At 75.0% G+C, this 21,547-nt stretch carries 16 protein-coding genes and 1 pseudogene; 13 read left to right on the forward strand and 4 right to left on the reverse strand.

Annotated features, from left to right (window positions below; genetic code table 11):
• Nucleotides 1–16: 16 nt before the first annotated feature.
• A pseudogene (locus tag ACGFZL_RS07560) lies at nt 17–970 on the reverse strand (SWIM zinc finger family protein); the annotation flags it as partial.
• A 168-nt stretch (nt 971–1,138) separates the two neighbouring features.
• Between ACGFZL_RS07560 and ACGFZL_RS07565 the strand changes: the two are divergent.
• The 6 genes from ACGFZL_RS07565 (at nt 1,139) to sucD (ending at nt 9,488) form a co-directional block, all read left to right on the forward strand.
• Nucleotides 1,139–2,248 carry an AAA family ATPase gene (locus ACGFZL_RS07565; RefSeq protein ID WP_393690004.1) on the forward strand — a complete coding sequence of 370 codons (1,110 nt, stop codon included), beginning with the start codon at nt 1,139–1,141 and terminating at the stop codon, nt 2,246–2,248.
• A gap of 63 nt (nt 2,249–2,311) precedes the next feature.
• Nucleotides 2,312–4,768, forward strand: coding sequence for a DUF5682 family protein (locus tag ACGFZL_RS07570; RefSeq protein WP_393690005.1), 2,457 nt, complete (start codon nt 2,312–2,314; stop codon nt 4,766–4,768).
• Complete coding sequence (locus tag ACGFZL_RS07575) at nt 4,765–6,000, forward strand: VWA domain-containing protein (protein WP_393690006.1); 1,236 nt, start codon at nt 4,765–4,767, stop codon at nt 5,998–6,000. Before ACGFZL_RS07570 ends, ACGFZL_RS07575 begins: the two co-directional genes overlap by 4 nt.
• Before the next feature lie 58 nt (nt 6,001–6,058).
• A complete protein-coding gene (locus tag ACGFZL_RS07580) occupies nt 6,059–6,907 on the forward strand; it encodes a hypothetical protein (RefSeq protein WP_393690007.1) in 849 nt (282 codons plus the stop codon).
• A gap of 454 nt (nt 6,908–7,361) precedes the next feature.
• Entirely contained in the window at nt 7,362–8,543 is a 1,182-nt protein-coding gene (sucC, locus tag ACGFZL_RS07585; protein ID WP_355167764.1) for an ADP-forming succinate--CoA ligase subunit beta, read from the forward strand.
• A 27-nt stretch (nt 8,544–8,570) separates the two neighbouring features.
• Entirely contained in the window at nt 8,571–9,488 is a 918-nt protein-coding gene (sucD, locus tag ACGFZL_RS07590; protein WP_393690008.1) for a succinate--CoA ligase subunit alpha, read from the forward strand.
• A gap of 134 nt (nt 9,489–9,622) precedes the next feature.
• Here the strand turns inward: sucD and ACGFZL_RS07595 are convergent, their stop codons facing one another.
• A complete protein-coding gene (locus tag ACGFZL_RS07595; protein WP_393690009.1) occupies nt 9,623–10,819 on the reverse strand; it encodes a helix-turn-helix domain-containing protein in 1,197 nt (398 codons plus the stop codon).
• Between the two features lie 96 nt (nt 10,820–10,915).
• Between ACGFZL_RS07595 and ACGFZL_RS07600 the strand changes: the two genes are divergently transcribed.
• Complete coding sequence (locus ACGFZL_RS07600) at nt 10,916–12,661, forward strand: DUF6350 family protein (RefSeq protein WP_393690010.1); 1,746 nt, start codon at nt 10,916–10,918, stop codon at nt 12,659–12,661.
• 12 nt (nt 12,662–12,673) lie between these two features.
• On the opposite strand, the gene ACGFZL_RS07605 is transcribed toward ACGFZL_RS07600, so the two are convergent.
• On the reverse strand, nt 12,674–13,423 hold the full coding sequence (locus ACGFZL_RS07605) for a hypothetical protein (protein ID WP_393690011.1): 750 nt from the start codon (nt 13,421–13,423) through the stop codon (nt 12,674–12,676).
• A gap of 288 nt (nt 13,424–13,711) precedes the next feature.
• Between ACGFZL_RS07605 and purN the strand changes: the two genes are divergently transcribed.
• Together purN and purH are read left to right on the forward strand one after the other, a co-directional pair.
• Nucleotides 13,712–14,326, forward strand: coding sequence for a phosphoribosylglycinamide formyltransferase (gene purN, locus ACGFZL_RS07610; RefSeq protein ID WP_393690012.1), 615 nt, complete (start codon nt 13,712–13,714; stop codon nt 14,324–14,326).
• Nucleotides 14,323–15,882 (forward strand): bifunctional phosphoribosylaminoimidazolecarboxamide formyltransferase/IMP cyclohydrolase, encoded by a 1,560-nt coding sequence (gene purH, locus ACGFZL_RS07615; protein ID WP_393690013.1) that lies wholly within the window; start codon nt 14,323–14,325, stop codon nt 15,880–15,882. The genes purN and purH overlap by 4 nt, the downstream gene beginning before the upstream one ends.
• Nucleotides 15,883–15,963: 81 nt before the next feature.
• On the opposite strand, the gene ACGFZL_RS07620 is transcribed toward purH, so the two are convergent.
• Nucleotides 15,964–16,632, reverse strand: coding sequence for a hypothetical protein (locus tag ACGFZL_RS07620; RefSeq protein WP_393690014.1), 669 nt, complete (start codon nt 16,630–16,632; stop codon nt 15,964–15,966).
• 234 nt (nt 16,633–16,866) lie between these two features.
• On the opposite strand from ACGFZL_RS07620, the gene ACGFZL_RS07625 reads away from it, so the two are divergent.
• The 4 genes from ACGFZL_RS07625 (at nt 16,867) to ACGFZL_RS07640 (ending at nt 21,318) form a co-directional block, all read left to right on the forward strand.
• Nucleotides 16,867–17,721 carry a bifunctional methylenetetrahydrofolate dehydrogenase/methenyltetrahydrofolate cyclohydrolase gene (locus ACGFZL_RS07625; protein WP_355167780.1) on the forward strand — a complete coding sequence of 285 codons (855 nt, stop codon included), beginning with the start codon at nt 16,867–16,869 and terminating at the stop codon, nt 17,719–17,721.
• 43 nt (nt 17,722–17,764) lie between these two features.
• Nucleotides 17,765–18,349, forward strand: coding sequence for a DUF3017 domain-containing protein (locus ACGFZL_RS07630; RefSeq protein WP_393690198.1), 585 nt, complete (start codon nt 17,765–17,767; stop codon nt 18,347–18,349).
• A 274-nt stretch (nt 18,350–18,623) separates the two neighbouring features.
• A complete protein-coding gene (locus ACGFZL_RS07635) occupies nt 18,624–19,871 on the forward strand; it encodes a DUF2690 domain-containing protein (RefSeq protein WP_393690015.1) in 1,248 nt (415 codons plus the stop codon).
• 457 nt (nt 19,872–20,328) lie between these two features.
• On the forward strand, nt 20,329–21,318 hold the full coding sequence (locus ACGFZL_RS07640) for a malate dehydrogenase (protein ID WP_393690016.1): 990 nt from the start codon (nt 20,329–20,331) through the stop codon (nt 21,316–21,318).
• Nucleotides 21,319–21,547: the final 229 nt, after the last annotated feature.

Raw genomic sequence — 21,547 nt, forward strand, 5'->3', positions numbered from 1 at the left:
CGTCGCGAGGTGCGGGTCAGCTCAGCGGCACCGCGCCGCCGGGGCCGGCCGGCCAGGCCGTCAGAGGGGTAAAGCCGCGGTGGCCGCACTCTCCGAAGACCTTGACGGGGCGGCCTCCCGACAGGGCCACCAGGCGCCACCACCCCGGTCGGTCCCGGGCCCCCGGGGTGAGCGGCAGCGCCGTCTCCCCTTCCGCGTCGGCCAGTTGCCAGGAGTCGCCGTCGGGTGTCGGCACCACCCGGTCCAGCGTCACCGGCACCGACTCCAGCCACGGGTCCTCCCGCAGTGCCTCTCCGTACCGCTCCGCCGCCCGCCCCGTCGTCACGCCCGGCGGGCGCAGCCCCGTCGGCACCGGTGGCGCGAACTGCTCGTCCAGCGCGACCCGGGGCCGTCCGGCGCCGCCCGGATAGGCGCTCACCTCCGCGTCGAGCGCCGACCCCACCGGCAGGGCCGGCTCCGGTGCCCGCCCGGCGGCCCCGTAGGAGAGGAGCAGGGCGGTGCGGTCGGTCGCGGTGCCGTGCAGCCAGATGCGACGGGTCGTCAGCCGCGCGTCCACCGTGTCGTACTGGGCGAGGACCAGCCAGTTGTCCCGCACCGGCGGGCCCGTCGGGCGCGCGGTCAGCCCGACCCGGGTCCGCACCGCCGCGGCCAGGCCGTCCGGCAGCGACTCGCGGCGCAGCCAGCCCTGGTCGAGGAGATGGAGCAGGGCGCACTCCTCGAGGAGCCGGGCGGGCCAGCCCGGGCCGGAGCCCGGTATGGAGCCCAACTCCCTCACCCGGGCGGCCAGCCCCGGAGCCTGGGCGTCGACCATGCGGGCCGCCGTCTCCTCCCAGCTGCCGTACCCCGCCTGCTCGGCACCGGCCAGGCCGGCGCGCAGCAGGTCAGCCAGTCGCTGCTCCAGCTCACTGGCTCCCGCGGTGATCCGCTCGGCCCGGTGCTCGGCCCGGCGCCTGGCCGCCTCGGGGTCGGCCGGTACGGCGTACTGCTGAGTCATGTCACCGACGGTAGGCCCCGCCACTGACAATCACTCAGTTCGCGGCATTCGTGCAGGTCAGAGCGATTGTCAGTGGGATGGTCCATGGTGGATCCCAGACCGAAATCCCAGACCGAACCGGCCGAGCTGGAGGGGGATTCAGCCATGACCGTGACCACCCGCGAAAGTGCCGCGCCCGAGGCCCTGCGGCCCCATGCCGAGCACGCCTTCGCCGCCGAACTGGCCGCGCTGGCCGGGCGGGACGACCGCCCGCGCCCGGCCCGCTGGAAGCTGTCCCCGTGGGCCGTGGCCACCTATCTGCTCGGCGGCACCCTGCCCGACGGCACGGTGATCACCCCGAAGTACGTGGGCCCGCGCCGCATCGTCGAGGTCGCCGTCTCCACGCTGGCCACCGACCGCGCCCTGCTCCTGCTCGGTGTGCCGGGCACGGCGAAGACCTGGATGTCCGAGCACCTCGCCGCGGCCGTCAGCGGTGACTCGACGCTGCTGGTGCAGGGCACCGCCGGCACCCCGGAGGAGGCGATCCGCTACGGCTGGAACTACGCCCGGCTGCTCGCCCACGGCCCGAGCCGGGACGCCCTGGTGCCCAGCCCGGTCATGCGGGCCATGGCCGAGGGCGGCACCGCCCGGGTGGAGGAGCTGACCCGCATCCCGGCCGACGTGCAGGACACGCTGATCACGATCCTGTCGGAGAAGACCCTGCCGATACCGGAGCTGGGCGAGGAGGTGCAGGCGGTCCGCGGCTTCACCCTCATCGCCACGGCCAACAGCCGCGACCGCGGGGTCAACGAGCTGTCCAGCGCTCTGCGCCGCCGCTTCAACACCGTGGTGCTGCCGCTGCCCGACAGCGCCGAGGCCGAGGTCGACATCGTCACCCGCCGCGTCGACCAGATCGGGCGCTCCCTCGACCTGCCGGCCGGTGCCGACGCCACGGCCGAGATCCGCCGGGTGGTCACCGTCTTCCGCGAGCTGCGCGACGGCCTGACGGCCGACGGGCGCACCAAGCTGAAGACGCCGAGCAGCACCCTGTCGACGGCCGAGGCCATCTCCGTCGTCACCGGCGGCCTGTCCCTTGCCGCGCACTTCGGCGACGGGGTGCTGCGGCCCGGGGACGTCGCAGCGGGCGTGCTCGGCGCCGTCGTCCGCGATCCGGCGGCGGACCGCGTGGTGTGGCAGGAGTACCTGGAGACGGTCGTGCGGGAGCGCGACGGCTGGGCCGACTTCTACCGCGCCTGCCGGGAGGTGACCGCGTGACCGGCACCGGCGGGTGGGCGGACGAGGACGACCCGAGCTGGACCAAGAAGGGAGGGGGACGGTGTGACGGGAGTCGACGGGGCCGGGGGAGCCGGGGCCGGTGACGCGGCCGGCGTCGGCGCCGGGGGCGAGCCGCTGCTGCTCGGTGTGCGCCACCACGGGCCCGGCTCGGCCCGGGCGGTCCGTGCGGCGCTGGACGCGACCAGGCCGGGAGCCGTGCTGATCGAGGGCCCCGCCGAGGCCGACGCCCTGGTCCCGCTGGCCGCCGACCCCGCCATGCGGCCGCCGGTCGCCCTGCTCGCGCACGCCGTGGACGAGCCGGGGCGGTCCGCGTTCTGGCCGATGGCCGAGTTCTCCCCGGAGTGGGTCGCCCTGCGCTGGGCGCTGGAGCGGGAGGTGCCCGTCCGGTTCATCGACCTCCCGGCCGCGCACTCCCTGGTGGGGGACCGGGCCGGTCCGGAGGACCCCGGCGAACTGCCCGCCGACCCGCTGGCCGCCCTCGCCGAGGCCGCCGGGTACGACGACGCCGAGCGCTGGTGGGAGGACGCCGTCGAGCACCGGGGCGCGGGGGAGGGGCCCCCGTCGGATCCGCTGGCGCCGTTCGTCGCCGTGGAGGAGGCCATGGCGGCGCTGCGGGAGACGGAGCCGTGGGGGGCGGGTGACGGGGACGCGTTCGACCGGGACCTCGTGCGGGAGGCGCACATGCGGCTCCAGGTGCGGGCGGCGCGCCGGGAGCACCCGGGGCGGCGCGTGGCCGTGGTGTGCGGCGCCTGGCACGTGCCGGCGCTGCGGCGCCCGGCCCCGGTCGCGGCCGACCGGGCGCTGCTGAAGGGGCTGCCCCGGACGAAGGCCGACCTGACCTGGGTGCCGTGGACGCACCGCAGGCTGACCCGGGCCGGCGGGTACGGGGCGGGCATCGACTCGCCGGGCTGGTACGGGCATCTGTTCCGGGCGCCGGACCGGCCGGTGGAGCGCTGGCTGACCGAGGCGGCGGGGCTGCTGCGGCAGGAGGACCGGGTCGTCTCGCCGGCGCACGTGATCGAGGCGGTGCGGCTGGCGGGGACGCTCGCGGTGCTGCGCGGGCGTCCGCTGCCCGGGCTCGGCGAGACGCTGGACGCCGTGCGGGCGGTGATGTGCGAGGGCTCGGACGTGCCGCTGGCGCTGATCCACGACCGGCTGGTGGTGGGGGACGTGCTGGGCGAGGTCCCGCCGGACGCCCCCGCGGTGCCGCTCCAGCGCGACCTCGCCCGGCTCCAGCGGCGGCTCAGGCTCCGCCCCGAGGCGCAGCCGCGCGAGCTGGAGCTGGACCTGCGCAAGGAGACGGACGCCGGGCGCAGCCGGCTGCTGCACCGGCTTCGGCTGCTCGGCGTCGGCTGGGGCGAGCCGGCCGCCTCCCGGGGCGGCACCGGCACCTTCCGGGAGACGTGGCGGCTGCGGTGGGAGCCGGAGCTGTCGGTGCGGGTCGCGGAGGCCGGGATATGGGGGACGACCGTGTCGGCCGCCGCCACCGCGAAGGCGGCGGCCGACGCGGTGGCCGCCCGGCGGCTCGCCGAGGTCACCGCGCTCGCCGAGCACTGCCTGCTGGCCGGCCTCGCGGACGCGCTGCCCACGGTGATGGCGGTGCTCGCCGACCGCGCGGCCCTCGACACCGACGTGGGCCACCTCGCCCAGGCCCTGCCCGCCCTGGTCCGCGCCCTGCGCTACGGCGACGTGCGCGGCACCGGCACCGGGGCCCTCGCCGAGGTCGCCGCGGGCCTCGCCGAGCGGGTCTTCGTCGGCCTGCCCCCGGCCTGCACCGCCCTGGACACCGACGCCGCCGAGGAGATGCGCCGCCATGTGGACGCCGTGCACGCGGCGGTCGACCTGCTCGCGGACGCCCCCGCGCCCGGTCACGCCGAGTTGCTCGGCGGTGCTCCCGCGCCCGGCCGCGCCGACCTGCGGGGCCGGTGGCGGGCGGTGCTCGGGCGGCTTTCGGTCCGGGAGGGCGTGCCCGGCGTGATCCGGGGGCGGGCGGTGCGGCTGCTCCTCGACGAGGGGGCGCTGGCACCGGCGGAGGCGGCGCGGCTGATGGGGCTCGCGCTCTCCCCGGGCACACCGCCTGCGGACGCGGCGGCCTGGATCGAGGGCTTTGTCGGCGGCGGCTCCGGCGGCGGCATGCTCCTGCTGCACGACGAGGGGCTCCTCGCCCTGGTCGACGCCTGGCTGACCGGTGTGCCGGCGGACGCCTTCACCGACGTGCTGCCCCTGCTGCGGCGCACCTTCGCCGCGTACGAGCCGGGCGTCCGCCGCTCCCTCGGTGAGCGGGTCCGGCGGGGCCCGGACCGGCGGGGCGTGGCGGCGGCCACCGGGATCGGGCTGCCGGGCTTCGGGCCGGAGACCGACGGCGGGCGGGCGGACGCGGTGCTGCCGGTGGCGCGACTGCTACTCGGCCTGGACGGGGCGGAGACGGATACGCATACGGATACGGATTCGGACGCCGGTAGCGCCGAGGGGCGCGCGAGCGTGGGGGGCGGGGCATGACGGGCGGGTCGGCGGAACCGATGGAGGAGCTGGTGGCGGAGCCGGCGGTGGATGAGCGGCTGCGCAGGTGGCGGCTGGTGCTCGGCGGCGACCCCGCCGACGGCACCGGGCACGTGCCGGCGGGCCGCGACGCCGGGATGGACGCGGCGCTGACCGCGCTGTACGGCAAGGGGGACCAGGACGGCCGCCGCCCTGCCGCCGGGCGGGACAGGGCGGGGGGTCTGGGGGCGTCGGCGCCGTCCGTGGCCCGCTGGCTGGGCGACATCCGCGCCTACTTCCCCGCCCCCGTCGTGCAGGTCATGCAGCGGGACGCGATCGACCGGCTCGGCCTGGCCGCGCTGCTCCTGGAGCCGGAGACGCTGGCGGCCGTGGAGCCGGACGTGCACCTGGTCGGCACCCTGATCTCGCTGCACGCGGCCATGCCGGAGACGACCCGGGAGACGGCGCGGGCGGTGGTCCGCAAGGTGGTCGAGGACCTGGAGCGGCGCCTCGCCGTCCGCACCCGCACCGCCCTCGCCGGCGCCCTCGACCGCAGCGCCCGCGTGCACCGGCCCCGGCACGGCGACATCGACTGGAACCGCACCATCGCGGCCAACCTCCGGCACTACCTGCCCGAGCACCGCACGGTCGTGCCGGAGCGGCTCGTCGGGTACGGGCGGGCGGCGCGGTCGGTACGGAAGGAGGTCGTGCTCTGCGTCGACCAGTCGGGGTCGATGGCGGCCTCCGTCGTGCACGCCGCGGTCTTCGGGGCGGTGCTGGCCTCCATGCGGGCGCTCAGCACGCGGCTGGTCGTCTTCGACACGGCGGTCGTCGACCTCACCGACCAGGTGGACGACCCGGTCGACGTGCTGTTCGGCACGCGGCTGGGCGGCGGCACGGACATCGACCGGGCGCTGGCGTACTGCCGGTCCCGGATCACCCGGCCCGCCGAGACGGTGGTGGTGCTCATCAGCGACCTGTTCGAGGGCGGCGTCCGCGACGGGATGCTCAAGCGGGTGGCGGCGATGCAGGCGGCCGGGGTGCGGTTCGTGGCGCTGCTCGCCCTGTCCGACGAGGGGGCGCCCGCCTACGACCGGGAGCACGCGGCGGCCCTCGCCGCGCTGGGCGTGCCCGCCTTCGCCTGCACGCCCGATCTCTTCCCGGAGGTGATGGCGGCGGCGCTCGAGGGGCGCCCGCTGCCGATACCGGACGCCGCCGGGCAGGGCATAACGGACATGCCTACCCATCGGTAGCTTCACTGCCGGGAAGGGCTTGCGCGACCCGGGGCGTACCGTGCGAAGATCCCGCGTCGTGAGCTGGTCGGCCGCCCTGTCCGGTGCCGCCCTGCGCCTGCCGCGCACGGTGGCGCCCCGGCGTGCGCTGTGGCCGGCTCTGCGATGGGCTCTGCGATGCGCTCTGCTGCTGGGCGGGCTGTTCGTGCTCGGGGTGGTCTGCGGTGGGCGGGCGGAGGCGGCCGGCACCGAGCGGGCGCCCTCGGCCGGAGGTGTGGTCACCGACGTGGTCGGGCGGGTCGGGCAGGCCGTCGGGAGCGGGGCGGACCTCCGTCCGGTGACCGAGACGCTCGGGTCGGTGGTGGAGGCGGTGGTGCCGGTGGCTCCGCCGGTGGAGCCACCGGCCGAGCCCCGCCCCCTTCCGGCCCCGGCTGACCTTCCGGCCCCGGCCGACCTTCCCGACCCCGCTCCGCTGCCGGATCCGGTGCCGTCCGTCCCCCCGCCCTCCGTCCCGGCCTCGTCGTCCTCCTCGTCCTCGTCGTCCCCGTCGCCCGGCGCACCGGAGCGCCCCCACCGCACGACAGCCGCCCCGGCGCAGCACCGGAAGCCGCCCGCGACGGCCTCGTACGCACCCCCCGGGACACCCGCCCAGGCCCCGCACACGCAGGCGCACCCGAGCCGCGCCCCCCACACCCCGCACCGCCACGCCCGCGCCCTCGGGCCGCTCGCGCCCCCCGCAGGCGCCGACACCGGCGCCAACCCCGCCTCCGCCCCCGGCGCGGACAACGGCTCGGCCCGGCACGTCGACGCCCAGGCCGTCGCACCGCTGCGCCCTGTGCCGCCCCGGCTCGTGCCCGGTGCCGTCGAGTCGGTGGGCGTGCCCGCGCTGCGGGACGGCGGCCGGGACGTCCCCGTACCGCCCGCCTAGGCGGCGCCCCCGGTGTTCCGCGGGGTATGCGGTCCCAAGGCGGTCGAAATCCGTCGGCCTCCGGCCGGTCACGGCCCCCGCGGACAGGATCGGGCGCTCCCCATTGGGGTGGGGACGGCCGGTCCGCACCCCGGACGTGCCGCCTGCGCGCGGCCCGTCCGGGGAGCGCGACGGGTCCCACCGGGCCAACCCCAGCCCGGTGGGGCCTCGGACGCGCGGCCGTCGACCGGCACCGCGTGCCAGGTCAGGCGGCATCATGTGACAGGTATCACCGCTCAGGTGTGACCCGCGATTTAGGGACCTCACGCAACCGGCGATAACCTGCGAGACGGACATGCCGCGCGCTCGGACACCGTGTGCGCATCCCTTGTGACCCATGCGGACGTCACGTTGCCCTTCGCGGCACGCCCACGCATCCAACGAACCGCGAGATCACTGATAGGGACGGAAGCGCGTGGACCTGTTCGAGTACCAGGCGAGGGACCTCTTCGCCAAGCACGATGTACCGGTGCTGGCCGGTGAAGTCATCGACACGCCGGAGGCGGCGCGCGAGATCACCGAGCGTCTGGGCGGCAAGTCCGTCGTCAAGGCCCAGGTCAAGGTCGGTGGCCGCGGCAAGGCCGGTGGCGTGAAGCTCGCCGCCACCCCGGACGAGGCCGTCGCCCGCGCGACGGACATCCTCGGCATGGACATCAAGGGCCACACGGTCCACAAGGTGATGATCGCGGAGACCGCTCCGGAGATCGTGGAGGAGTACTACGTCTCCTTCCTCCTCGACCGTGCCAACCGCACGTTCCTCTCCATCGCCTCCGTCGAGGGCGGCGTGGAGATCGAGGAGGTGGCGGCCACCCGACCGGAGGCCGTCGCCAAGACCCCGATCGACGCCATCGAGGGCGTGACCGAGGCCAAGGCCCGCGAGATCGTCGAGGCCGCCAAGTTCCCGGCCGAGGTCGCGGACAAGGTCGTCAACGTCCTCGTCAAGCTGTGGGACACCTTCATCAAGTCGGACGCCCTCCTCGTCGAGGTCAACCCGCTCGCGAAGGTCGCCTCCGGTGACGTCCTCGCCCTGGACGGCAAGGTGTCGCTGGACGAGAACGCCGAGTTCCGCCACCCCGAGTACGCGGAGCTGCACGACAAGGACGCGGCCAACCCGCTCGAGGCCGCGGCCAAGGAGAAGAACCTCAACTACGTCAAGCTCGACGGCGAGGTCGGCATCATCGGCAACGGCGCGGGTCTCGTCATGAGCACCCTCGACGTCGTCGCGTACGCCGGTGAGAAGCACGGCAACGTGAAGCCGGCCAACTTCCTCGACATCGGCGGCGGCGCCTCCGCGCAGGTCATGGCCAACGGCCTGGAGATCATCCTCGGCGACCCGGACGTCCGCTCCGTGTTCGTCAACGTCTTCGGCGGCATCACCGCCTGCGACGAGGTCGCCAACGGCATCGTCCAGGCGCTGAAGCTCCTGGAGGACCGCGGCGAGAAGGTCGAGAAGCCGCTCGTCGTCCGCCTCGACGGCAACAACGCCGAGCTGGGCCGCAAGATCCTCACCGACGCCAACCACCCGCTGGTGCAGCGCGTCGACACCATGGACGGCGCGGCCGACAAGGCCGCCGAGCTGGCTCACGCCGCCAAGTAAGCACTCAGGACGAGGACAGAACACACCATGGCTATCTGGCTCAACAAGGACAGCAAGGTCATCGTCCAGGGCATGACCGGCGCCACCGGCATGAAGCACACCAAGCTCATGCTGGGTGACGGCACCGAGGTCGTGGGCGGCGTCAACCCGCGCAAGGCGGGTCAGTCCGTGGACTTCGACGTCCCCCAAGGTCTTAAGGACCAGGGAGGGGCCCCCATCGAGGTACCGGTCTTCGGCACCGTCAAGGAGGCCATCGAGAAGACCGGCGCCAACGTCTCCGTCATCTTCGTGCCGGAGAAGTTCACCAAGGACGCGGTCGTCGAGGCCATCGACGCCGAGATCCCGCTGGCCGTCGTCATCACCGAGGGCATCGCGGTGCACGACTCCGCCGCCTTCTGGGCGCACGCCGGCGCCAAGGGCAACAAGACCCGCATCATCGGCCCGAACTGCCCCGGCATCATCACCCCGGGCCAGTCCAACGTCGGCATCATCCCGGGCGACATCACCAAGCCGGGCCGCATCGGCCTGGTCTCGAAGTCCGGCACGCTGACGTACCAGATGATGTACGAGCTGCGCGACATCGGCTTCTCGACGGCCGTGGGCATCGGCGGTGACCCGATCATCGGCACCACGCACATCGACGCGCTCGCCGCGTTCGAGGCCGACCCCGAGACCGACCTGATCGTCATGATCGGCGAGATCGGCGGCGACGCCGAGGAGCGGGCCGCGGACTACATCGCGAAGAACGTGACCAAGCCGGTCGTCGGCTACGTCGCGGGCTTCACCGCGCCCGAGGGCAAGACCATGGGCCACGCCGGCGCCATCGTCTCCGGCTCCTCCGGCACCGCCCAGGCGAAGAAGGAGGCCCTGGAGGCCGCCGGCGTCAAGGTCGGCAAGACGCCGACCGAGACCGCCAAGCTCGCCCGCGCGATCCTGGCCGGCTGACCCCGCCGCACAGGCAGCCGACCCGAACCGATCGGGCCCGTCCCCAGCGCATGGGGGCGGGCCCGATCGGCGTTTCCGGGTGTCACCCCGGACGAAGGCGTCACCCGAACCGAGGCGTCACCCGGACCGAGGCGTCACCCCGGTGAAGGCGACAGCCGCTCCGGGCCCGCCGCCGCCTCGTCCCGCAGCTTCTGCCGCAGCTCCAGCTCCGTGTCCGACAGCGGACCCGGCGCCGTGCGCGGCGGTACCCCGCGCACCGGCTGCCCCGGGGAGACCGGCGGCTCGTAGTGCGTGGGCGCGGTGCGCAGCGTCAGGGACGTGGTGCCGATCAGGGCGGCCGTGAAGGCGATCGCGATCCTGGTCAGGAACTTCGCCCGCCGCTCGCTGCCCAGCCGCACCGCCGTCGGCCCCGCCGCGCGCAGCCGCTCGGCGGACGCCAGCTCGGCGAGGCGGCGGTGCAGCACCTCCGGGTCGGCCAGCTCCGGCACCCGGTCGGCGAGCGCCTCGCGGGCCCGCATCAGCCGGCAGGCGGCGGCCGGGGTGCTGGCCTCCGTCTCCGCGGCCGTCTCGGGCAGGTCGAGGCCGACGCCGTCGTAGAGGACGAGCGTGCGGCGGTGCGGCGGCGGCAGGCGCAGCAGGACGTTCATCAGGGTGCGGTCGGCCGGGTCGGCGGGCGGCGCCTCCGGGTGCCGGTGGCGCAGTCGGAAGCGGTGCCAGGGGGAGAGCGCGTACTCGTAGGCCAGCGAGCGCACCCAGCCCACCGGGTCGCGGTCGCGGGCCACTTCCGGCCAGCGCTCCCACGCCTGCTGGAACGCCCGCTCCACCGACTCGCGCGCCAGGTCGCGGCGGCCGGTGAGCAGGTACGTCTGCCGCACCAGGGCCGGGGCGCCGAAGTCGTAGAGCGCGTCGAAGGTCTGAGCGGGAGTCAGGGGCGGGGTCCCCGGCACCGTGTCCCGCAGGGGTCTGGCGGGGAGGACGAGGCTGTCGGCCGTCTTGGTGAGGACCGCGGCCGGTTCGGCGGACGCGGCGCCGGCTGTCACGACGACCGGGACGGGTGGCGCCGCCGGTTCCGCCGACCCGGTTGCCTGAGTCGCCGTCTGTTCCGCCTGAGCCGCCGTCTCTTCGGCCAGGTCGGCCAGGTCGGCCAGCAGTTTCGCGTACGCCTCCCGCTTGCGTCCGCGCGGGGTCGTGCGGCCCGACTCCCAGGCGCGGACCGTGTCGCGGGTGACGCCCGCCCGCTCGGCCAACTGAGTGTGCGTCAGCGAGGCGGCCTCGCGCAGGCGTCGGCGCTCCTTCGGTGGAGGCAGCGGGGTCGCCGGGCTCCGGGTCACAGGACACCCCTTCGTACGAAAAAGTACATAAACGTATATTGAGCGACACAACGGAGCTTCGCCTGTTACGGGGGGAAGAAGCGTGTCGTTGGGAGCATGGCGGGCGTGACCGAGACGACCGCTCACCGCAGACCCCCGCTGCTGCTGCGCGCCCGGCGGCGCACCCGGTGGCACGCCCGCTGGCGCGACCGGTCGCCCGGCCTGGCCGCCGGCGCGCTGGGCGGCGCCCTCGCGGCCGGGCTCGGCCTCGCCTCGCTCGCCGTGCTGGTGATGGTGGTGTGGATCAGCTCGCCCTACCCCGACAGCGGGCCCGACGGGGCGCTGCGGGTCGCCGCCGCGCTGTGGGTGCTGGCGCACGGCGCCGAACTGATCCGCGCCGACACCCTGTCCGGCGCCGCCGCGCCGCTCGGGGTCACCCCGCTGTTCGCGCTGCTGCTGCCGATGTGGCTGGTGTACCGGGCGGCGCGGGACGTCACGGACGGCGGCGAGGAGGGCGACGGCGACGGTGACGCGCCGCCGCCCGTCGCGGCCCGCACCGCCTGGACGGGGGTGGTGCTCGGCTACCTGGCCGTCGCCGCGCCCGCCGTGCTCTTCGCGGCCGGGGGCGCCCTGCGGCCCGCCTGGCCGTGGGCGGTTCTGTGGCTGCCGCTGGTGGTGACGGCGGCGGCCGGCGCCGGGGTGTGGACGGCGCTCGGCGTGACCCGAGGGCTGCTCGGTCGGGTGCTGGGCGTCCTGCCGGCGGGCGTGCGGGCGCTGGTCGTACGCCCCGACGCGCGCCTCGGTCCGGCGGCGCGGGCCGCGGGTGCCGGGGCGGCGGCGCTGGTCGGGGGCGGCGCGCTGCTGGTGGCCGTGTCCCTGCTCTGGCACGGGGGCGCGGCCCGGGACGCCTTCGTGCGGCTGTCGGGCGACTGGTCCGGGCAGTGCGCGGTGCTGCTGCTCTGCCTCGCCCTGGTCCCGAACGCGGCGGTGTGGGCGGCGGCCTACGCCCTCGGCCCGGGTTTCGTCGTCGGCACCGGCCATGCGATCGGCCCCCTGGCCGCCGCCTCGACGCCCCCGCTGCCGGCGTTCCCCCTGCTGTCGGCGGTACCGGACGCCGGCCCGAGCACCCCGCTGCACTGGGCGGCTGGGGCGGTGCCGCTGGCGGCGGGGGTGGTGGTGGGGTGGGTCACGGCGCGGGCGGCGACGGAGGGCGCGCCGGGTGGACCCCCGGCGTGGGTGACCTCGGGCGCGGCGTCCGCCACAGGGCGCGCTCCCACGCCGCCCGCCCGCGAGGATGCCGGGCCGCGTGCCGCCTGGACCCTCGGCCGGACGGCCCTCGCCGCCGCCCTCGCCGCCGTGCTGTGCGGCCTTCTCGTCGCCCTGCTCGCGGCGCTCGCCGGCGGGCCGCTGGGGAACGCCGGGCTCGCGGACTTCGGGCCGGTGTGGTGGCAGGCCGGGGGTGCGGCGCTGGGGTGGGTGGCCGTGGTGGCGGTGCCGGTGGCGGCCGGGGTGCGGCTGTGGCGGAACCGGGGGCGGGCGGCGGCGCCGGTGCCGTTGCCGGCGAGGGCCGCGCCGCCGGAGGCCGGGCCCGTCTCCGGCGTACGCGCCGGAAGCAGGCGGCGGATCCGCATCCCGCTGCCCCCGCTGCCCCCGCTGCCCCCGAGGGAGACCGCCGCGCCGCCGGACGGAGGGCGGGGTGGCAAGACGGAGACGGCGACGGAGACGGACGAGGACACCATCCCCTTCGGCCTCTACGACGACACCGAGGGCCCCGACGACGCCCCCTACGACCTGCTGCCCGAGCCAGAACCGAAGCCCACGCCCCGGCCCACCGGCCCGACCGACCCCCCGGTCACCCCGTGACGAACGGCCCCGTCACTCCTCCACGCCCAGCAGCGTGCGCAGCTGCTCCGGCAGCAGGCGCTCGCAGGACTGCTTGGCCTGGTCGGTGAGGGCGTCGCCGCGGCACGTGTAGTAGTCCCGGTACACCAGTTGCGTGGTGAAGGACAGGACGACCAGGAGCAGCGCCAGCGAGGACGTGACGAGACCCGTGATCGCGGCGGTGCGCTGCGGCCGTGCGGACTCCGCGTCGGCCCCCTCGCGGGGCTTGGCGCGCAGGGAGCTGACGCCCCAGTACAGGGCGAGCGCGCCGAGCAGCAGGGCCACGGACGGCCAGCCGAAGACCATGAGGCCCAGGGCCCAGATACCGGCCAGCAGGGCATAGCGGGCGCGCCGCTGGACGGGGTCCGTGGGATCCCAGCGCCGGTCGGGGCGGCCCTCCGGGGGCTCCTGGCCCTCGGTGCCGGGCCGCTCGCCGAAGCCGCCGCCCGAGGAGCGCCCCGGCTGGCGGTCGCTCCACTGGTGGCCCCAGGGCGAGCCGCCCTCCCGGCCCCGGTCGTCCCCGGACCCGTCGCCGCCGGAGGGGTGGCGCGGCTGCCAGGGGCGGTCGGGCGAGCCCTCGGGGGGCGGCGCGAACGGGTTGTCCTCCTGACCGGCCCCGTCCTTTCGGTCCGAGGAGCTGTCCGGCGGAGTCGAAGGGCGTTCGCGCAACAGCACGGCGCCGCGCTGCTCCGGCTGCTCAGGCTTCCGGGGGAGCGTGAAGAGTCGCAGGCTGCGGTCCGGCATCAAGTGAGCGTCTTCTCCTCGGTGGAACGGGTGGCCACGAACGATTCGGTACGACTGGTGAACGCCTGGCACCCGGGCCGCGTTCCCCGCCCGGCGGTGCCCGGCTCCCGCAGACGCTACCCCCCGCTCCCGCCCCCGTCCCGTGGGGGCCGTCGGGTGTGCCGGTATCGTTGCTGGCGGTCGGCCGCTTCGTAGGCTTCCCCGTATCCCGGGGCGTGAAGCATTCGTAGGACCGTACAAACGCCGCCGACCGATCCGTCCCCGAGCATCCCCAGAAAGGGCCTCACCGTGGTGAAGCGCCTCGTCGTGCTGGTCTCCGGATCCGGCACCAACCTCCAGGCGCTCCTCGACGAGATCGCCGCCACCGGCGCCGGGGCCTACGGGGCCGAGATCGTGGCGGTCGGCGCCGACCGCGCCGGCGTCGAGGGGCTCGCCCGCGCCGAGCGCGCCGGGCTGCCGACCTTCGTGTGCCGGGTCAACGACCACGCCACGCGCGAGGAGTGGGACGCCGCGCTCGCCGAGGCCGTCGCCGCGCACGCGCCCGACCTGGTCGTCTCGGCCGGGTTCATGAAGATCGTGGGCAAGGAGTTCCTGGCCCGCTTCGGCGGCCGGTTCGTCAACACCCACCCGGCGCTGCTGCCCAGCTTCCCGGGGGCGCACGGCGTGCGGGACGCGCTGGCGTACGGGGCGCGGGTCACCGGCTGCACCGTCCACTTCGTCGACGACGGCGTCGACACCGGGCCGATCATCGCGCAGGGCGTGGTGGAGATCCGGGACGAGGACGACGAGAGCGCTCTGCACGAGCGCATCAAGGAAGTCGAGCGAAGGCTGCTCGTCGAGGTCGTGGGGCGGCTCGCCCGCAACGGCTATGCGATCGAGGGACGAAAGGTAGTTATCCAGTGACCGCCGAGAGCAACAAGCGGGCCATCCGCCGCGCACTGGTCAGCGTCTACGACAAGACCGGCCTGGAGGAGCTGGCCCGCGGGCTGCACGAGGCCGGTGTGGAGCTGGTCTCCACCGGGTCCACGGCCGGCCGCATCTCCGCCGCCGGCGTCCCCGTCACCAAGGTCGAGGAGCTGACCGGCTTCCCCGAGTGCCTGGACGGCCGGGTCAAGACCCTGCACCCCAAGGTGCACGCCGGCATCCTCGCCGACCTGCGCCTGGACAGCCACCGCGAGCAGCTCGCCGAGCTGGGCGTGGAGCCGTTCGACCTGGTCGTGGTCAACCTGTACCCGTTCCGGGAGACCGTCGCCTCCGGCGCCACCCCCGACGAGTGCGTGGAGCAGATCGACATCGGCGGCCCCTCGATGGTCCGCGCCGCCGCCAAGAACCACCCCTCCGTCGCCGTGGTCACCAGCCCCGCCCGCTACGCCGACGCGCTGGCCGCGGTGCGGGACGGCGGCTTCGACCTCGCCGCCCGCAAGCGGCTGGCCGCCGAGGCGTTCCGGCACACCGCCGAGTACGACGTGGCGGTCGCCGGCTGGTTCGTGGGGGAGTACGCCGGTGACGGCGAGCGGTTCCCCGAGTTCATCGGCGTGACGTACGAGCGCAAGAACGTCCTGCGCTACGGCGAGAACCCGCACCAGCCCGCGGCCCTCTACACCGGCGGCCGCGGCGGCCTCGCCGAGGCGGAGCAGCTGCACGGCAAGGAGATGTCCTACAACAACTACGTCGACACGGACGCCGCCCGCCGTGCCGCCTACGACCAGGCCGAGCCGTGCGTCGCGATCATCAAGCACGCCAACCCGTGCGGCATCGCGGTCGGCGCGGACGTCGCCGAGGCGCACCGCAAGGCGCACGCCTGCGACCCGCTGTCCGCGTACGGCGGCGTGATCGCGGTCAACCGCCCGGTCAGCAAGGAGATGGCCGAGCAGGTCGCGGAGATCTTCACCGAGGTCGTCGTGGCGCCCGGCTACGAGGAGGGCGCTCTCGAAGCCCTCACCAAGAAGAAGAACATCCGCGTACTGCGCTGCCCCGAGGCGCCGCAGCCGCCCGCCGAGTTCCGCCCGATCGACGGCGGCGGCCTGGCCCAGGTCAAGGACGTCTTCCAGGCCGAGGGCGACGACCCGGCCGCCTGGACGCTGGCCGCCGGCGAGGCCCTCGGCGAGGCCGAACTGGCCGAGCTGGCCTTCGCCTGGAAGGCGTGCCGCGCGGTGAAGTCCAACGCCATCCTGCTCGCCAAGGACGGCGCCTCGGTCGGCGTCGGCATGGGCCAGGTCAACCGGGTCGACTCCGCGAAGCTCGCGGTGGAGCGGGCGGGCGCCGAGCGGGCGCAGGGCTCCTACGCCGCGTCGGACGCCTTCTTCCCCTTCCCCGACGGCCTGGAGATCCTCACCGGGGCGGGCGTCAAGGCCGTGGTGCAGCCGGGCGGTTCGGTCCGCGACGAGCAGGTGGTCGAGGCGGCGCGCAAGGCGGGCGTGACGATGTACTTCACGGGGACGCGGCACTTCTTCCACTGACGCCGCCGGCGCCGCCGGCGGTCGTGCCGGGGCCGTGGCTCTCCGCGCGGGTGAGCCACGGCCCGCGCCGCGGGCGGCGGTTCAGTAGCGAGGGCGCGCGAACCACGCCGTACCGCTGGACACCACCGGGGCGGCGGTGATGATGGCGCCGAAGGTCACCCAGATCAGCGGGAAGATGATCGCGGAGGCCAGGCCGGAGTCGATCCCGGCGAAGAGGGCGATGAGGCCCACGATGGTGCCGAGCGCGCCGTAGACGACGGTGGTGATCCGGATCCCCTGACCGCCCCTGCCGAACTTGACGCCCAGCGTGATCGACAGTGCCGCGAAGCCGAAGGCGACCAGGGCGATGAAGACGAGCACGCCGGCCGCCATGTCACCGCCGTCGCTGAGCGAGCTGAACGGGTCGTCGGAGGAGGAGCTGAGGTCGTCGGCCGCGTCCGAGACGTCGTTGGCGATGGCCGCGACGTACAGCCAGATGATCCCCACGAGGATCTGGACGGCGGAGATGATGTAGAGGAAGACCCGGGCCGTCACCAGCAGCCCCGGCATCGACGGGGGCGCCATGTGGTTCCCGCCCGGGTACCCCGGATACGCCGGCTGCTGCGGGAAGCCGTAGCCGCCCTGCGGGGGCACGCCGGGCTGCTGCGGGTAGCCGGGATGCTGGCCCTGCTGCGGGTAGCCGTAGCCGGGGGCGCCCGGCGGCTGCTGGGGCGGGGGCCCGTAGGGGTTGTTCGGGTCGCCGAAACTCATGGCGGTCCTTCCTCCGATGTGCTCCTGTGCGGGGACGCGCGGCATGGAGCGGAGGAAGTTCGACAGATGCGGATGGTCCCCCCGGTACAGCCCGCGGCACTGTGTGGGCCCATCGTTCTTGACCCGGCTCTTACTTGTCCAGCGGGCACCTCAGGTGTTGTGCAAGCGCAACGTCCGCGAAGCCGCCGCCGACCTGATTGGAACCCGGGGGCGGTCATCCGCGAGGATGGGGGCATGACCGCCCAGATTCTCGATGGCAAGGCCACCGCAGCCGCGATCAAGTCCGAACTGACCGCCCGCGTGGCGGCGCTCAAGGAGAAGGGCGTGACGCCCGGCCTCGGCACCGTCCTGGTGGGCGAGGACCCCGGCAGCCAGAAGTACGTCGCCGGCAAGCACCGCGACTGCGCGCAGGTCGGCATCGCCTCCATCCAGCGCGAGTTGCCGGCCACCGCGACGCAGGAGGAGATCGAGGCGGTGGTCCGCGAGCTGAACGAGGACCCCGCCTGCACCGGTTACATCGTCCAGCTGCCGCTGCCCAAGGGCATCGACGAGAACCGCGTCCTGGAGCTGATGGACCCGGAGAAGGACGCGGACGGTCTGCACCCCATGAACCTCGGCCGCCTCGTCCTCAACGAGCCGGCCCCGCTGCCCTGCACCCCCAACGGCATCCTCACCCTGCTGCGCCGCTACGGCGTGGAGACCAAGGGCGCGGAGGTCGTGGTCGTCGGCCGCGGCGTGACCATCGGCCGGCCGATGCCGCTGCTGCTCACCCGGCGCAGCGAGAACGCCACGGTGACCCAGTGCCACACCGGCACCCGGGACCTCTCGGCCCACCTGCGCGGAGCGGACATCATCATCGCCGGCGCCGGCTTCCCGCACCTGATCCGCGCGGAGGACGTCAAGCCGGGGGCCGCCGTCCTCGACGTCGGCGTCTCGCGCAACGCGGAGGGCAAGATCGTCGGCGATGTGCACCCGGACGTCGCCGAGGTGGCCGCCTGGATCTCCCCCAACCCCGGCGGCGTGGGCCCGATGACCCGCGCACAGCTCCTGGTCAACGTGGTCGAGGCGGCGGAACGCCGTGCCGCCTGAGAACCGGCGGGCGGCGCCGGCGGCCGAGGGCGGCCAGGACGACGTGCCCGCGGACACAGCGCCCGCGGACACAGCGCACTCGGCGGGCGAGCGGGGCGCGGACAGTTCCGGGGACGGTGGGCGAGCCGTCGACGAGGCCGCGCCGGACGCGCCCGGTCGCAAGGGCGAAGAGGGCGGGGGCGAGGACGAGATCACCGTCGAGGACCCCGTCAGCGCACCCGACGCCGCCGGCCGGCCCCGGCGGGCCACGCGGCGGTTCCCGCTCTTCACCCGGGACACCGCGCGCCCCGAGGGCGGTGGCCGCGCCGCGGCCGGTGACGCCCCGGCGCCCGCCCGGCAGTGGCCGATCCTCACCGTGGTGGTCCTGGTCGCCCTGGGCCTGCTGCTGACCGCCCTCGACGTGTTCCGCGTCGGCACGCTGATCGTCGGGGTCGCGCTGCTGGTCGGTGCCGCGCTGCGCTGGACGCTGCCGGGCGTCGGCATGCTCGCCGTGCGCTCGCGCTTCACCGACATCACCACCTACGGCGTCCTCGGCCTCGCCATCGCCCTGCTCGCGCTGATGGCCCAGCCGGACCCGTGGCTGAAGGTGCCCTTCCTCAAGGACGTCCTGCACTTCACGGTCAGCTGACGCCGGTACGGCGACGACGGCCCGTCCCCACCCCCGTGGAGGGACGGGCCGTCGCCCGTGGAACACCCTCCAGCACCCGGAACGGGCCCTTCAACGCCTCGCGGTGCGCTGTGGCACGGAGGTGACGGTTCCGGTACTCGGGGGTTCCGTTCGGCACGCCGCCGGAGCGATGCCACACTGGTCCGAGGCCGGTGGGCATGCGACGGTGCGGCGGAGCCGGAGGCCGACAGCGGGGAACGACCAAGGACGTCCCCGGGGGAGAAGTGGGGAATCGATGCCTCGTTGGAAGGCCCTGCCGGACGAACTCGACCCGCAGCTCGCGGAGTTCGTGGACCGGCTGCGCCGGCTGGTGGACGGCGGCGACCTGAGCCTCGCCGCGCTGGCCGACGCCACGGGCTACAGCAGGACCTCCTGGGAGCGCTATCTGGACGGCCGGCTGCTCGCCCCCAAGGGCGCGGTGGTGGCGCTGGCCGAGGTGACGGGCACCGACCCGGCCGGGCTGACCGACCAGTGGGAGGCGGCCGAACGGGCCTGGAGCGGTGCGGAGTCGCGGCGTGACATGACCATGGAGGCCATCCGCATATCCGAGGCCCCCGCTGCCGTGGGCGGGTCGGGCCACGCCGCCGCCAAGTCCGGTGCCGCCGCGGGCGGCAGGGTCAAGGGGGCGTCCGGCGCGTCCGGCAAGGCCGCCTCCACGCCGGCCTGGGTGCCCGCGCAGCCCACCGCCGCCGACAGCCCCGACGCCTCCGCCGGCCCGGCCTGGGGCGCCGTCACCGTCGCCGGCGGCGGCCCGGCCTCGGCCCTCCCCTCCGCGTCGTCACCCGGCGGCCCCTCCGAGGGCAACTCCTGGGGCCTCGCCGGTTATCGGGGCCCCGCTCCGACCGGCGCCCGCGCGGCGCGCCCCGAGCCCGCCGACGCCCCGGGCACCAGGGCCCTCCCGGCCGCCGCCACCCCGGCGACCGGCCACGCCCCGGTGGCGGCCGGGCCCGTACCCACCCCCGCACCCGCACCCGCGCCCGGTGTGCCGACGGGTGGCCGGAAGCGGACGGCGCTGCTCGTCGTCGGCCTCGTCGTCGCCGTTGCCGCCGCCGCGGGCGCCTTCCTGCTGGTGAACGGCTTCGGCGGCAAGGAGGGCGAGGAGGCCGGTCCCTCCCCGTCGCCCACCGTCACCAGCGCGCCCAAGCTGCCGCCGGGCGTGAAGTGCGCGGGCGCCCTGTGCACCGGCAAGGACGCCGAGCGGATGGGCTGCGGCGGCGAACTGGTCACCACCGAGGCGTCCGTGACCGTCGGCACCGCCCTGGTCGAGGTCCGCTACAGCAAGACCTGCGGCACCGCCTGGGGCCGGGTCACCGGGGCCGGGCAGGGCGACGAGGTCCAGGTCGACGCGGGCGGCAAGCGGCAGGTGGGCACGGTGGAGGGGGCCGGGAAGACGGGCGCCTACACGCCGATGGTGGCGGTGAAGAGCCCCGGTGAGGCGACGGCGTGCCTGGCGCCTGCGGCGGGGGAGAGGGCCTGCACGTGACCCTTCGGGGGCGGCGGGGAAAAGTCGTACCGGTATAGGCATGCTCCGTGCCCGCACGGGCAAGCGAAGAGCAACCCCCACGGGAGTTCCGGCAACGGAGTCCCGACCGGCGGCCGTACGCGTCTCTCCTCTCCCGGACCGCGACGGCCGCCTTGCCGCGTCCGGGGGCCCGGGGGGGGGCGTGTCGCAGCCCGGCGTAGCGGGGTGCCGCTGCTGAGCGGCCGACGTGACTGCAACGCCCTAGGGGCGCGGGGAACTGCGCGACCAGCCACAGCGGACCCGCACTCGGCGACGGCGCGGCGGCCCTTCCCCCTGTGGGCCGGGCCACACCGGCCCCGACGTACCGGACGGCGCGGGCGCGATAGCCTGGCCGCTGCGTCGGTCTCTTGGCGTCAAGAGATCGATCAAACGTCCGGGGCAGGGACGCCCCACCGCCAGCTGTCATACGGAGAACGCCATGACCCGCACTCCCGTGAACGTCACCGTCACCGGCGCGGCCGGCCAGATCGGTTACGCCCTGCTCTTCCGCATCGCCTCCGGCCAGCTGCTCGGCGCGGACGTGCCGGTCAAGCTGCGCCTGCTGGAGATCACCCCGGCCCTCAAGGCCGCCGAGGGCACGGCCATGGAGCTGGACGACAGCGCGTTCCCGCTGCTCCAGGGCATCGAGATCACCGACGACCCGAACGTCGCCTTCGACGGCGCCAACGTCGCCCTCCTCGTCGGCGCCCGCCCCCGCACCAAGGGCATGGAGCGCGGCGACCTCCTGGAGGCCAACGGCGGCATCTTCAAGCCGCAGGGCAAGGCCATCAACGACCACGCCGCGGACGACATCAAGGTCCTGGTCGTCGGCAACCCGGCCAACACCAACGCGCTCATCGCGCAGGCCGCCGCCCCGGACGTCCCCGCCGAGCGCTTCACCGCGATGACCCGCCTCGACCACAACCGCGCGCTGACCCAGCTGGCGAAGAAGACCGGCACCTCGGTCGCCGACATCAAGCGCCTGACCATCTGGGGCAACCACTCCGCCACCCAGTACCCGGACATCTTCCACGCCACGGTCGCCGGCAAGAACGCCGCCGAGGTCGTGGGCGACGAGAAGTGGCTGGCCGACGACTTCATCCCGACCGTCGCCAAGCGCGGCGCCGCCATCATCGAGGCCCGCGGCGCCTCGTCGGCCGCGTCCGCCGCCAACGCCGCCATCGACCACGTCCACACCTGGGTCAACGGCACCGCCGACGGCGACTGGACCTCGATGGGCATCCCGTCGGACGGCTCCTACGGCGTCCCCGAGGGCCTCATCTCCTCCTTCCCGGTCACCACCAAGGACGGCAAGTACGAGATCGTCCAGGGCCTGGACATCAACGAGTTCTCGCGCACCCGCATCGACGCCTCCGTGCAGGAGCTGTCCGAGGAGCGCGACGCGGTCCGCGGTCTCGGCCTGATCTGAGCCACGTGTGTCGTCTGCCGGCCGAGGGCCGGGGTGTGATCATCAGCCCGCAGCACTGCTATAGTTGATCACGCACCGGCCGCCGGAACTCCCGGCAGTCGACCGTGCGTCGGTGGTCCAAGGAAAGACGCCCCGCTTCCTGCGGGGAGATGCAGGTGCAAGGCCTGCCCGGCGCTCCACACCCGAAGTCCCCTTCCGCAGCTGGCGGAAGGGGACTTCGTCGTTCTCA

It is taken from the genome of Streptomyces sp. NPDC048182 (genome assembly GCF_043202555.1).
In the GTDB taxonomy this organism is placed as follows: Bacteria; Actinomycetota; Actinomycetes; order Streptomycetales; family Streptomycetaceae; genus Streptomyces.